Genomic DNA, 13,369 nt, shown 5'->3' on the forward strand with positions numbered 1-13,369 from the left:
CCGGCTCACCCCGCCGGCTCGGCCGTGCAGGGCGCGCTGCCGCAGACATCCACGATCCTGCCGGTGTTCAGGAACTCGGCCATCTGCTGCTGCGCCGCGGGCTCAGCACGCGGGTCGCTGTGCGGGTCCCGCCCCTCGGCGGGCGGCGTGTTCGTCAGCGGCTGGTACGGGCTGCCGCTGTCCCAGACCAGGATCCCGGAGCCGGCGGACGGGTAGCGCAGCTTGTCCATCCCCCAGTACGGCTCCTCGTCGGGGTTGCGGCCGTCGGCCACGACCGGCGTGTGGATCCGGGCGCCGACGGTGCGGGCCTGCACCTCGGCGGCGGTGGGGGAGACCTGGTGGTCGCCGTACGCGACGTGCATCAGCACCTGGTGGCGCGGGGTGCGCGCCAGCGGTTCCGACGTCATGTGGTGGGCGTAGCCGTTGGCCTCACCGCGGTCCCAGAGCATCTGCATGAGCGCGAAGCCGAGCTGCTGCTGGAGCTTGTCGGGGTACGACTGGTCCAGGACCTGCTGGAACGGTGCGAAGTCGACGCTGCGGTTGAGCAGCGTGCTGTAGTTCATCGCCGGGACGCCGAGCACGGAGCGCGTGCTGTCCTGCGCCACGGCGGTGTACATCCCGCCCATGATCCCGCCCTGGCTGTGGCCGGCGTAGCCGAGTTCGGCGCGGACGTCGATCGCCGGCGCGCCGCCGGCGCCGCGGAAGGCGTCGTCCGCGGCGAGCCCGTCCGCGTGCCGCATGAGGCGGCCGAGCCACAGGGTGTTGAGCACGCCCTGCTGGAGCCGGTCGGCGATCGCGGGGAAGCGGCTGAGGTCCTGCAGCGCGCTCGCGACGAACGGGATGTCCTCGTCCGCCATGCCCTGCCACTTCGTGGCGCACATGACGAAGTTGCCGCGGACCGCCAGCTCGTCCTGGGTACGGGAGCCGACCTGCGTCTCGTTGCCGAGGAGCCCGTGGCCGTACAGGACGGGCCGCGCCGCCGTGCCGGGAGAGCCGGGGCCGCCGAGGGCGGCGCGCGGAATCTCGCACTGGAACGGCACGACCTGGTTGTTGCCGGGCAGCCGGGCGGGCAGCGCGTCCTTGCCGCCGCCGTCGCGGTGGAAGCCGGAGCCGGGCGGGCCGCCGGGGGCGTCGAGGTAGCTGGGGACGTTGTAGACGCCGCGGACCGTGCGGGCGACGGGGTCGTCGGCGGGGTGGTCCGTCACCTCGTACACCAGATGCTCGGGTACGCCCTTGCCGAGGCCGGCGAAGGCGTCGTCGCGGATGTGCAGCATCCGCTCGCTCAGGCTGCGTTCGCTGGCGACGGTGAAGTCCCAGGCCAGGTAGAGATCGCGGGAGGTGACGCCGGCGCGGGCGAGGCTGCGGCTCAGCCGGCGGTGCTCGCGCTGGCGCTCGTAGAGCGGGTCGCTCCTGCGCAGCGTGGGGCCGTCGACCCGGCGGAAGGCGGCGGGGGCGGGGATGGCGCGGCCGTCGGCGTCCTTCAGGCGGCGCAGGGCGACGACGTAGCGGTGGCCCTCTTCGAGGTTGCGCGCGGGGCGGACGACGAGGGCCTGGCGGGCGGGCTCTGTGGCGTTGGCGTCCAGCTCCGCCCAGTACGGGTGCCGCTTGCCGGTGTCGGCGTCGAGGAGCACGATCGGCGCGTCGCGGTCGAGGGAGGCGCCGATGTCGGTGAGCGGCGCGGCGCCGGTCTCGCCGAGGTCGATGCCGGGCACGTGGGCGAGGACCATCGAGCCGGGCGAGAAGCCGTCGCTGCGGTTCCACTCGGCGGGGTCGACGCGGGTGCCCGCGGCGTTGGCGGGCATGGCGGACGGCTCGAACGCGACCCGGCGGCCGGTGTCCGTGGTGCGGTCCTGCTCGGTGTACCAGTCGTTGGGGAACGGCAGCAGGCACTCCGAGGGGCCGATGGGGTCGCAGCCGGCGCGGTCGGCGCCGCGGGGCGCGGGGACTGGATCGGCCTGGCCGCCCGGGCCGCCCGGGCCGGCGAGTGCGGTGGGGGCGAGGAGGCCGAGCGCGAGCGCCGTGACGGTGGTCAGGACCGTGAGCCGAGCGCGCACAGGGGCCTCCAACGGGTGGTTACCCAACAGTTAATCGAGGTTATTAGTCAGACCAGCGAGTGCTGTCAATGCCGGAGGCTTCAGCGATTATCCACGCGGTTCTCACGCGATCCTCAGGCGCGCGGGGGACCTTGGGAGCCATGAACGCGCTTGTACCCGTCTGTCCGCGCTGCGGCCGTGTCCGGTGCATCTGCCCGCCGCGTGCCGCGCGATGTCACCGGCCCGGTGTTGACTGGAAGGGTGACGTGCACCTTCTGCGACATCGCCGCCGGTGAGCTGCCGAGCCACCGGGTGTTCGAGGACGACCTGGCCGTGGCCGTCCTCGACACCCGGCCGCTCTTCGCCGGTCACGTCCTGCTGATCCCCCGCCGCCACGTGGAGACGCTCCTCGACCTGCCGGAGCCGGACGTGGGCCCGTTCTTCGTACGGGCCAGGCGGCTGACCGCCGCCGTGGAGCAGAGCATGGGCGCGGCCGGGTCGTTCGTCGCGATGAACAACCGGGTCAGCCAGTCCGTGCCGCATCTGCACGTGCACGTCGTGCCGCGCAACCGCAAGGACGGCCTGCGCGGCTTCTTCTGGCCCCGGACGAGGTACCGGGACGACGAGCACGCCGCCGAGACGGCCCGGCTGATCCGCGCGGCGCTCGACGACTGACGCGCCGCGCGGGCGCCCGGAGGGAACCCGATGCGGAGCCGCGCCGTCCGAGAGGCATGAAGCGAACGACCCCCCTGCGCACCTCGGCGGCCACCGCCGCCGCCTTCGCCACCGCGGCGCTCGCCGCCGGCTGCGGATCACAGGACGCCACCGGGTCCGCCGGCGACGGCAGCCGCGGCGACGCCGGTGCCGACGCCGGCTCCGCCGCCCAGCTCTACCGCGTCGAGGCCAGCGTCCTCGCCAACGACGACCACGGCCCGCAGCTCTGCCACACGATGGCCTTCTCGATGCCGCCGCGCTGCGAGGGCCCCGACGTCGTCGGCTGGGACTGGGACGACGTACGCGAGCACCGCGCGAACGGCACCACGTACACCGACCCACTGGTCCTCGTCGGCACCTGGGACGGCGAGCGCTTCACCCCGGCCGAGAAGCCGCGGCCCGCGGACGAGGCCGCAGAACCGGGCGAGGGTGAGGCCGCACCGGACTTCACCACGCCCTGCACGGAGCTGAAGGACGGCGGCAAGGACGCGGGCGGCGCCGGCCGGCAGCGGGTGCTGGAGGAGGCCCAGCGGATGCCCGGCTACGCCGGCGCCTGGCTCGACGGCGACATCGTCAACGTCAGATTCGCCGGCGCCGGGGACGACGGCCCCGACGCGGCCGAGCGCGAGCTGCGCGCCCTGTGGGACGGCCCGCTGTGCGTCGTCGGCGCCGAGCACACCGAGGCCGAGCTGAAGCGTGTCCAGCAGCAGGTCGGCAAGGACCTCGACGGCGTCCTGCGCTCCTCCGTCGACCCGGTGCGCAACGCCGTCACCGTCGAGGTCGCCGTCGCCACCCCCGAGCTGCGGCGCGAGCTGGACCGTACGTACGGCGAGGACACCGTGCGGCTGAGCGGCTGGCTCCAGCCCGTCGCCTGACCGCCCCGCCGGCCTGACCCGGGTCCCGTGCCGCTCCTCCCCGTCGGGCGCGGACCCCCGCCGCCGCGGACCGCGGAGCGCGCCGGGTCGCGGCGGACTGCTGCGCACGGGGGAGGTACCGGCCTTCACGGGGCACCGGGGGATGATCTGACACCCGCTCTCCGTCTGGCAAACTGTCTCCCCATGGGCGCGTCGTATTCCCGGGACCTTGCTCCCCGGCCAGCGAAGATTGCGAGGACTCTCCAGGACCGGCGGACACCCGTTTCCCCGACCGGCACGGACGCCGAGGAGAGACGCAGACCCCCCGCGACCTCCGGGGAGCGCCTGCGCGCCCTGGTCGACCGGATGCGCTCGCCGCGCCCGCCGCGGCTGTGGTTCGAGATCATGCTCGTCGCGCTCGTCTACTGGACGTACTCCCTCATCCGCAACGCCGTGCCCGAGCAGGAGGCGCAGGCGATGAAGAACGCGGACCGCATCTGGAGCTTCCAGGAGAGCGTGGGGCTGGCCTTCGAACGCTCCCTCAACCACGCGGTCGACGGCGTCACCTGGCTCGTCGTGTCGATGAACTACTACTACGGCACGCTCCATTACGTCGTCACCCTCGGCGTGCTCGTCTGGCTCTACCGCCGCCAGCCCGGCCGCTACGCCGCCGTGCGCCTCGCGCTCGCCATCACCACCTGCTTCGCCCTCGTCGGCTACTACAGCTTCCCGCTCGCGCCGCCGCGGCTGATGGAGGGCATGGACTTCATCGACACCGTGCGGGCGCACGAGACCCTGGGCTCGATGTCCCAGGGCAACCTCGCCAACGTCTCCAACCAGTTCGCCGCCATGCCCTCGATGCACGTGGGCTGGTCCGTCTGGGCGGGCGTCACCATCGCCGTGCTGGCGAAGCCGCTGTGGGTGAAGCTGCTCGGCATCCTCTACCCGGTGCTGACGCTGCTGGTCATCATGGCGACCGCGAACCACTTCTGGATGGACGCGGTGGGCGGGGTCATCTGCCTCATCTTCGGCTTCGCGGTCTCGTACGCCTGGTACGGGACGATCGCGTACCGGCTGCCGCAGAAGGTGGTGTCGACCTAGGGCCCGCCGGCGTGCGGCGAGAGGCCCGGGCGCGTCAGCGCGGGCGGTCGTCCTCGGAGTCCCGGGAGCGGCGGCGGCGCAGGATCACGATCCCCGCGGTGCCGACGAGGAGCGCGGCGGCGGCGCTGCCGGCGGCGTAGACCTTGTTCGAGGAGACCCAGGGCTCCGGCGACCACTCGTCGTCGGCGCTGGTGCAGGTGAGCCACTCGCCGCGGGTGCCGCCCTGGAAGCACACCGTGGTGGCAGACGCAGGGGCCGACGCAGGGGCGCCGTCCCCGGCGGCGGCGCCGGCGCGCCCCTGCGCCCGTACGCCGTCGGCCGCGGTCGCGGCGTGCGGCTCCCGGCCGTCCCGTTCGCTCCGGTCGGGGGCGGCGGTCACCGTCAGCTCCCGGCTCGTGCCCGCCGGCAGCGCGATCCGCCACGTCACCTGCTGCCCGTCCGTCCGGGCCCGCGGGCTTGCGGAGACGTACTCCAGGGAGTCGGGGAGGCGCTGGGTGACCCGGCCGTGCGGCGCGTCCGCCCCGGAGGGGTTGTGCACGGTGATCGCGTACGTCGTGCCGCCGGCCGCCGCGTCCCGGCTGTCGAGGGCGAGCCGGATGGGCGACAGCGGCTCGTCCGACCGGTGCGCGCCCGCGGGGGGCAGCGGCGGGGCGAGGGCGAGGGACGCAAGCAGGCCGGCGACCAAGCCCGCGGGAGCGATCGCCGTATGCATGCCCTGCCACCTCACTGTCCGTACTGCACGGTCCGTGCGGCCGGTCTACCAGCGGGCCGCGCAAAGAAAAAGGGCAAATCGCACCGACGGGGCGCGATGCTACGAACGGCCCGCCGAACCCTCCCTCCTTCGGAGGAACGGGACCGGGGGAACGGGAACCGGGGAAGCGCGGGGACCGGTTCAGTCGCCGTAGAAGAGCCGCTCCACGACCGCGCGCGCCCGCCGCGTCGTCCGCCGGTACTCCTCCGGCAGCTCGCCGGCCTGCCCCGGGCCGTAGCCGAAGTAGCGGGCCACCGCGCCGAGTTCGCGCTCGGCGGCGGGGAAGGTGTCGCCCGGCCGGCCGCGGACGAGCATCACCGCGTTGCGCAGGCGCGTCGCCAGCAGCCAGGCGTCGTCCAGTATCCGCGCGTCCCCCGCGTCCAGCAGCCCCGCGGCCAGCGCCGCGGCCAGCGCCGCCCGGGTGCGGGTGGTACGCAGCGCGGGCACCTCGCGGGCGTGCTGCAACTGCAGCAACTGCACCGTCCACTCCACGTCCGCCAGCCCGCCGCGGCCCAGCTTCGCGTGCAGCGCCGGGTCCGCGCCGCGCGGCAGCCGCTCCGCCTCCATCCGCGCCTTCAGCCGCCGGATCTCGCGGACCGCGTCGTCGTCGAGCCCGCCCTCCGGGTAGCGCAGCGGATCGACCAGCTCCGTGAACCGCGCCCCCAGCTCCGCGTCGCCCGCGACCGGCTCCGCGCGCAGCAGCGCGTGGCTCTCCCACGGCAGCGACCAGCGCCGGTAGTACGCCGCGTAGGACGTGAGGGTGCGCACCAGCGGCCCCGACTTGCCCTCGGGCCGCAGGTCGGCGTCGACCAGCAGCGGCGGGTCGGCGCTGGGCAGTTGCAGCAGCCGGCGCAGCTCGTTGGCGACGGCGAACGCCGCCGCGCCCGCCTCCTCGTCGGAGACGCCCGCGCGCGGCTCGTGCACGAAGAGCACGTCGGCGTCCGAGCCGTAGCCCAGCTCGTGGCCGCCGAAGCGCCCCATGCCGATCACCGCGAACCGCGTCGGCAGCGTGTCGCCCCAGCGGGCGGCGGTCGCCGCGCGCAGGGCGCCGGCGACGGTGGCGGCGTTGAGGTCGCTGAGGGCGTCGCCGGTGCGGTCGACGGCGGCGGCGATACGGGCGTGCTCGTCCCGGTCGGGCTCCTGCGCGTCCCCGGCCGCCGGCTCCTCCCCCGCGCCGGGCGCCGCGGGTGCCCCGTACGCCGTGATGAGGTCGGCCGCCGCGGTACGGAACAGCTCCCGCCGCCGCACCCCGCGGGCCGCCGCCACCGCCGCCTCCGGGTCCGTGTGCCGGCCCACGGCCGCCAGCGTCTCCTGCTCCAGGTGCGCCCGCCCGCGGGCCCGCAGCCCCTGCTCGTCGCCGAGCAGCGCCACCGCCTCCGGCGCCCGCAGCAGCAGGTCGGGCGCGAGCCGGCCCGAGGACAGCACCCGCGCCAGGTTCTCCGCCGCCGCGCCCTCGTCGCGCAGCAGCCGCAGATACCACGGCGTGCTGCCCAGGGCGTCCGAGACCTTGCGGAAGTTCAGCAGCCCGGCGTCCGGGTCGGCCGAGTCGCCGAACCAGCCCAGCAGCACCGGCAGCAGCGTCCGCTGGATCGCCGCCTTCCGGCTCATGCCCGCCGTCAGCGCCTGCAGGTGGCGCAGCGCCGCCGCCGGGTCCTCGTACCCGAGGGCCACCAGCCGCTCCCGGGCGGCGTCCGGCGTCAGCCGCACCTCGCCGGGCGCGAGCCGGGCGACGGCGTCGAGCAGCGGGCGGTAGAAGAGCTTCTCGTGCAGCCGCCGCACCTCGAAGGAGTGCCGCCGCCACGCCTTGCGCAGTTGCGCCACCGGGTCGCCCCGGCCCTCGTCGGGCAGCAGCCGCGCCAGCGAGCGGCCGAGCGCGCGCAGCTCGTGCTCGCCCTCGGGCACCAGGTGCGTACGGCGCAGCTTCTGGAGCTGGATGCGGTGCTCCAGCGAGCGCAGGAAGCGGTACGCGGCGTCCAGCGCGGCGGCGTCGGCGCGCCCCACGTACCCGCCGGCGGCGAGCGCGGCCAGCGCGTCCAGGGTCGTGCCGCTGCGCAGCGAGGCGTCGGCGCGGCCGTGGACGAGCTGGAGCAACTGCACCGCGAACTCCACGTCCCGCAGCCCGCCGGGGCCCAGCTTCAGCTCCCGGTCGAGCTGCGCCGCCGGGATGTTCGCCACCACCCGGCGGCGCATCTGCTGCACGTCCGGCACGAAGTTCTCGCGCTCCGCCGCCTGCCACACCATCGGCGCGATGGCGTCCGCGTACGCCGCGCCCAGCTCCGTGTCGCCCGCGACCGGGCGGGCCTTCAACAGGGCCTGGAACTCCCAGGTCTTGGCCCAGCGCTGGTAGTACGCGAGATGCGAGGAGAGGGTGCGCACCAGCGGGCCGTTGCGGCCCTCGGGGCGCAGGTTGGCGTCCACGGGCCAGATGGTGCCCTCGGCGGTGGTGTCCGAGCAGACGCGCATCAGGCGGGCGGCGAGACGGGTCGCGGCCTGCATGGCGGCACGCTCGGCGCCGTGGTCGGCGCCCTGGCCGCCGCCCAGCGCTTCGTCGCGCGGCTCGGCGACGAAGATGACGTCCACGTCCGAGACGTAGTTCAGCTCCCGCCCGCCGCACTTGCCCATCCCGATCACCGCCAGCCGGCAGCGCGCGGCGTCCTCGGGCTGCTCCTCGCAGGCGATCTCCAGCGCCGCCCGCAGCGTCGCCGTCGCCAGGTCCGCCAGCTCCGCCGCGGCCTGCACCACGTCCGTCGTGCCGCACACGTCCCGGGCGGCGATCCCCAGCAGCGCCCGCCGGTACGCCACCCGCAGCGCGTCGGCCCGCGGCAGCCGTGCGCCGCGCGCCCCCCACACGCCCTCGGCGAGCGCCCGCTCGAACTCCGCCGTCGTCGGATGCAGATCGGCCGCCTCGTACGTGACCAGCGACTCCCAGTCGTCCGGCTGCCGCGCCAGATGGTCGCCCAGCGCCTCGGACGCGCCGAGCACCCCCAGCAGCCGGTCGCGCAGCGGCTTGGCGGCCACCAGCGTGTCGAGCAGCACCTGCCGCCGCTCCGGCGCCAGCGCCTCCGCGAGCCGCACCAGACCGAGCAGCGCCCCGTCCGGATCCGCGGCGCCGCCCAGCGCGTCGAGCAGCACGGGATCGTCCCGTACGCCGTCGAGCACCGGGGACTGCAGCAGCCGCGCGGCGTCGGCCGGCTCGCCGAACCCGTAGCGCAGCAGCCGGGTGAACGCGCTGGACCTGCGCCCCTGCGGAACCGCCATCGCGCGCACCGCCTCCCGTCCCGTGATCACGACACCATGAGCCTACGGCCGCCCCCGGCCGCGCGGGTCGCGTCCTACAGCACCGGCAGGCTCTTGCGCAGCTCGAAGGCCGTGACCTCGGAGCGGTACTCCTCCCACTCCTGCTTCTTGTTCCGCAGGAAGAAGTCGAAGACGTGCTCGCCGAGCGTCTCCGCGCAGATCTCGCTCCGCTCCATCAGCCCGATCGCCTCGCCGAGGTTCTGCGGCAGCGGCTCGATACCCATCGCGCGCCGCTCCGCGTCCGTCAGCGCCCACACGTCGTCCTCGGCGCCGGGCGGCAGCTCGTAGCCCTCCTCGATGCCCTTCAGGCCGGCGGCCAGGAGCATCGCGTACGCCAGATAGGGGTTGCAGCCGGCGTCGAGAGAGCGGACCTCGATGCGGGTGGAGCCCGTCTTGCCCGGCTTGTAGAGCGGGACGCGGACGAGCGCCGAGCGGTTGTTGTGGCCCCAGCAGATGTACGACGGCGCCTCCCCGCCCGCGCCCGCGGTGCGCTGGGAGCCGCCCCAGATGCGCTTGTACGAGTTCACCCACTGGTTCGTCACCGCGGACACCTCCGCGGCGTGCCGCAGCAGCCCAGCGATGAAGGAGCGGCCGACCTTGGAGAGCTGGTACTCCGAACCCGACTCGTGGAAGGCGTTGCGGTCGCCCTCGAAGAGCGACAGGTGCGTGTGCATCCCGGAGCCCGGGTACTCCGAGAACGGCTTCGGCATGAACGTCGCCTGCACGCCCTGCTCCAGCGCCACCTGCTTCATGATCAGCCGGAACGTCATGATGTTGTCGGCGGTGGCCAGCGCGTCCGCGTAGCGCAGGTCGATCTCCTGCTGCCCGGGGGCGCCCTCGTGGTGCGAGAACTCCACCGAGATGCCCATCGACTCCAGCATCGTGATCGCCTGCCGGCGGAAGTCCATGCCGACGTTCTGCGGGGTGTGGTCGAAGTAGCCGGAGCTGTCCGCGGGCACCGGGCGGCTGCCGTCGACCGGCTTCTCCTTCAGCAGGAAGAACTCGATCTCGGGGTGGGTGTAGAAGGTGAAACCCAGGTCGGAGGTCTTGGCGAGGATCCGTTTCAGCACGTACCGCGGATCGGCGAAGGACGGCGAGCCGCCGGGCATGAGGATGTCGCAGAACATCCGCGCCGTGCCGGGGGTCTCGGCGCGCCAGGGCAGGACCTGGAACGTGCCGGGGTCGGGCTTGGCGAGCATGTCGGACTCGTGCACCCGGGCGAAGCCCTCGATCGCCGAGCCGTCGAAGCCGATGCCCTCGTCGAACGCCTGCTCAAGCTCGGCGGGGGCGACGGCGACGGACTTCAGGAAGCCCAGCACGTCGGTGAACCACAGCCGCACGAACCGGATGTCGCGCTCCTCCAGGGTCCGGAGCACGAACTCCTGCTGCTTCTCCATGGTCCACATCCTCGCAGGTGACTCGGTGGTGGGGGCGGCCCGGCCCTCAGTATCACGGTAGGGAGTTTCCACCGCGTTTCGCCTGCGGCGGGCGCGGCGGGGTGGATCCGTCCGCGGCAGCGGCCGGGTGAGGCGTGTCGCCACCGGCTGCGCTCGCTGCTGCGTGGCCTGGCTTCCAGTGTGCGTCGTCCCACAGGGTGCGTGTCCGTCCGCCGGTGCGCAGGAGGGCGGGTCGCCGTGCTGCCGGCCGCTACGACGGGGGGTGGAGCGTCGAGCCGTCCGGGAGGGTCGCGGTCAGTTCCGCGCGGGCGCCGCGTGTCGCCGCCGCGGCCAGGAACCGGCCCTGCGCCGCGCCGCTGACGCCGCCCGACGCGGTGACCGAGGTGACGTCGCGGCTGCCCGCCGCCAGCACGTACCAACTGCCGGAGCGCGCCTTCCACAGTACGCCCGCCAGCGCGTGCGGCGCCCGTACGCCGCATGCCGTGGTGTCCAGCGCGCGGGCCGCCACCGCGCCCTGCTGCCGCGGGTCCGCCGTCGGCGGCTGGAACTGCGCCAGGGTCACCCCGCCCGTGCCGCGCCAGGTGTCGGCGCGGGTGCACACCCAGGCTGCCGTGCCGCCCGCCTCGGGCAGCGGCTGGCCGGCGAACGTCCAGGAGTTGACCGTCCGTACGCCGTGGGCGCGGAGCGCGGCGAGGTGGCACGCGGTACGGGCCCAGCGGTCGCGGGCGGCGCCGCCGGCGACGTCCGTGGCGGCGGCCGGGGAGCCGTACGTCAGCCGGGCGGGCACCAGCTCGCCGAGGTCGGTCGCGAGCTGGGCGGGCGCGCCGGTGCCGGCGGAGGGGCGGGTGCGCAGCTCCAGGGCGGGCCAGGTGGTACAGGGCTGGCGGGCGGTGGGGTGCTCCGTGGCGGGTGTCCCGCTTGCGGCGGCGGCCGGGGCGCCCGGGGCGTGTGCTCCAGGTGTCGTCTCTGCGCCGGGTGGCTGAGCGGCGGGTGCCTGGGTGTCGGTCTCGCTTGCGGGGGCCGGGGTGCCGGGGGCCCGTGCTCCGGGTGTCCCGGCGGGGGCGTCGGTGGTCTGGGCGTCCTCGGCCCGCGCGCCCTGTGCCCGTTCGCCCTCCGGCGCTTCCTCGGGTGCCGCCAGGTCCGTGGCCACGCCCGTGTCCGTCTCGTCGTGGGGCTCGCCGCCGGGGGCGCCGTTCTCCGCGGGGGTCCGGGCGTCCTCCGCCCGTGCCCCCTGTGGCCGCTCGCCCCCCGTTTCCTCGCCGGGTGCCGCCGGGTCCGTCGTCTCGCCGGTGTCCGTCTCGTCGCGGGGCGCTCCGCCGGGGGTCCCGGGGGTGCCGTTCTCCGCCGGGGCGGTGGTGGGCAGCGGGGGGCTGGGGACGGGGTCGGTGACGCCGTCCGTGTCGCGGCCGACCCGCTGCGCCGGAGCAGCCGGGTCCAGCAGCTCGCGCAGCGAGACGCCGGAGACCCAGGGGGCGGTCAGATAGCGGACGTTGCCGTCCGTGCGGGCGACGACGACGGCCAGCGCGCTCGCCGCGTCCGCCGCGTCGGCGCGGGCGAAGTCCAGCACCGCGGCGCCCGGCTTGCCCCGCAGCTCCGCGTACCGCACCAGCCGCAGCCCGTCGTGGAAGAGGACGACGGTCGCCCGGTCGACGTCCCCCGCATACAGCAGCCGCGGTGGTCCCGCGGGCGGCCCGGCGGCGGTGCCGGGCGTCGCGGAGAGCCGTACGGACTCGCCCGGGCGGGCCCAGACGTTCAGCGCCCGGCGCAGCAGCGCGGTGTCGCCGGTACGGGCGCCGCGCGCCGGCCAGGCGGCGAAGTCGGCACGGCCGGTGCGCTCCCAGTCGGCGCGGCCGGCGCCGACGAGCTGCGTCGGGTCGAGGGCCTGCTCGGCGAAGGCGTTGCGGGCGTACGGGGGTGCCGCCGCGTCGTCCGTGCCGTTCTCGGCGCCGGGGACGCCGAGCAGGGCGACGACCGCGACGAAGGCCGCGGCGGCGGCGAGCGCGGCGCGGGTGTGCTGGCGGCGCCGGAGCAGGTCGGTGGGGCGGGCCTGCAGCGAGCAGGGGTCGAACTCGGGGGAGAACAGCAGCCGCCGCTCCGCGCTGCCGGGCGGCTCCGCGACGCGGTCGGCGGCGGCGAGCGCGGCCCCGGGGTCCTCGGCACCGGCCGCCGCGAGCAGCCGCCGCACGGCGGGGTCGGGCAGCGCTTCGAGGCCGCGCAGGACGTACGCGGCGCGGGCCGGCGCGGGGAGCGCCGCGAGGGCGCGGTCGAGGGCCAGCTCGTCGGAGCCGCCCGGGCGCGGGTGGAGCCGCAGCCCCCAGAGCCGCGGCAGCGGGCTCGGCAGCCGCCCGGCCGGCGGCAGCCGGAGCGGGCGCCGGGGCCGCCCGGCTTCGAGCGCGGCCCGTACGATCCGCAGCCGCACGTAGTCGTACCCGGCCCCGGCGTCGCCGCCGGGCCGCCACCCCGCACCGTCCTCAAGGCCGGACGCACCGTCCGCCGAGCCGTACGTGCTGCTCACCGAGCCGTACGTGCCGTCCGCCTCCGCCGCCGGACCGGGCCCCCGGCCCGTACCGTCGTCCGTACCGGCGTCCGTACCGGGGAGGCCCTCCGCGGAGGGCCTCCGGCGGCCCGCGCCCGCCGTACCCGCGAGCCCGTTGCCGGAGCCCGGCTTCGCCGTGCGCCGATCCCCGTACGGGGCGTCGTCCGCGGTGGGGCAGCCCTCCGCGGAGCGGCTTCGGCGGTCCGTGTCCGCCGTGTCCGTGAGTCCGTCGCCGCGGTCCGGCTTCGCCGCGCGCCGATTGCGGTCCGTGGTGCCGTCCGCGGCGCGGGAGCCCGTCGCGGAACGGTTCCCGCGGTCCGTGTCCGTCGTGTCCGCGGCTCCGTCCGCGCGGCCCGGCTTCGCCGTGCCCGGACCCCGGCCCCCGGCGGCTCCCGCGTCGGGGGAGCCCTCCGCCGGACGGCTCCCGCTGTCCGCGTTCTCCGTGCCCCAAGCCCCCGGGCCGCCGCCCCGCCCGCCGGCGTCCGTCCGGGGTCCCGGCACCGCGACCGCCGGGACCCCGGTGCCGCGCACCCCGCCGCCCCGTGTGCCGCCCGCCGGGGCCCCCGGGGCCGTGCGGCCCCGGGGCAGTGAGCGTTGCACCATGCCGTGCGCCGCCAGGACCCGCTTGCCGCGGTTCTGTTCGGCCGGCAGGAGCAGGTACGCGAGCCGCGTCAGGTGCGCGTAGT

7 protein-coding genes and 1 pseudogene are annotated in these 13,369 nt (G+C 75.8%); 3 read left to right on the forward strand and 5 right to left on the reverse strand.

The window, feature by feature from the left end; genetic code table 11:
- Positions 1-5 precede the first annotated feature (5 nt).
- Positions 6-2,054, reverse strand: a complete 2,049-nt coding sequence (locus B124_RS06215; RefSeq protein ID WP_496501648.1) for a hypothetical protein — start codon at positions 2,052-2,054, stop codon at positions 6-8.
- 240 nt (positions 2,055-2,294) lie between these two features.
- Here B124_RS06215 and B124_RS06220 point away from each other — a divergent pair, with 240 nt between their 5' ends.
- The 3 genes from B124_RS06220 (at position 2,295) to B124_RS06230 (ending at position 4,702) form a co-directional block, all read left to right on the forward strand.
- Positions 2,295-2,708 carry an HIT family protein gene (locus B124_RS06220; protein WP_496501649.1) on the forward strand — a complete coding sequence of 138 codons (414 nt, stop codon included), beginning with the start codon at positions 2,295-2,297 and terminating at the stop codon, positions 2,706-2,708.
- Positions 2,709-2,764: 56 nt separating this feature from the next.
- Entirely contained in the window at positions 2,765-3,622 is an 858-nt protein-coding gene (locus B124_RS06225) for a hypothetical protein (RefSeq protein ID WP_496501650.1), read from the forward strand.
- A 345-nt stretch (positions 3,623-3,967) separates the two neighbouring features.
- Positions 3,968-4,702, forward strand: coding sequence for a phosphatase PAP2 family protein (locus B124_RS06230; RefSeq protein WP_496501651.1), 735 nt, complete (start codon positions 3,968-3,970; stop codon positions 4,700-4,702).
- Positions 4,703-4,736: 34 nt separating this feature from the next.
- On the opposite strand, the gene B124_RS06235 is transcribed toward B124_RS06230, so the two are convergent.
- The 4 genes and pseudogenes from B124_RS06235 to B124_RS06250 all read right to left on the reverse strand — a co-directional run.
- Positions 4,737-5,414 (reverse strand): DUF11 domain-containing protein, encoded by a 678-nt coding sequence (locus B124_RS06235; RefSeq protein ID WP_496501652.1) that lies wholly within the window; start codon positions 5,412-5,414, stop codon positions 4,737-4,739.
- A 180-nt stretch (positions 5,415-5,594) separates the two neighbouring features.
- Positions 5,595-8,711, reverse strand: coding sequence for a bifunctional [glutamine synthetase] adenylyltransferase/[glutamine synthetase]-adenylyl-L-tyrosine phosphorylase (locus tag B124_RS06240; protein ID WP_496501790.1), 3,117 nt, complete (start codon positions 8,709-8,711; stop codon positions 5,595-5,597).
- 74 nt (positions 8,712-8,785) lie between these two features.
- Positions 8,786-10,147 (reverse strand): glutamine synthetase family protein, encoded by a 1,362-nt coding sequence (locus B124_RS06245; RefSeq protein WP_496501653.1) that lies wholly within the window; start codon positions 10,145-10,147, stop codon positions 8,786-8,788.
- Positions 10,148-11,513: 1,366 nt separating this feature from the next.
- Positions 11,514-12,599, reverse strand: a pseudogene (locus tag B124_RS06250) (hypothetical protein); the annotation flags it as partial.
- Positions 12,600-13,369 lie beyond the last annotated feature (770 nt).

The organism is Streptomyces sp. CNP082, assembly GCF_059570535.1.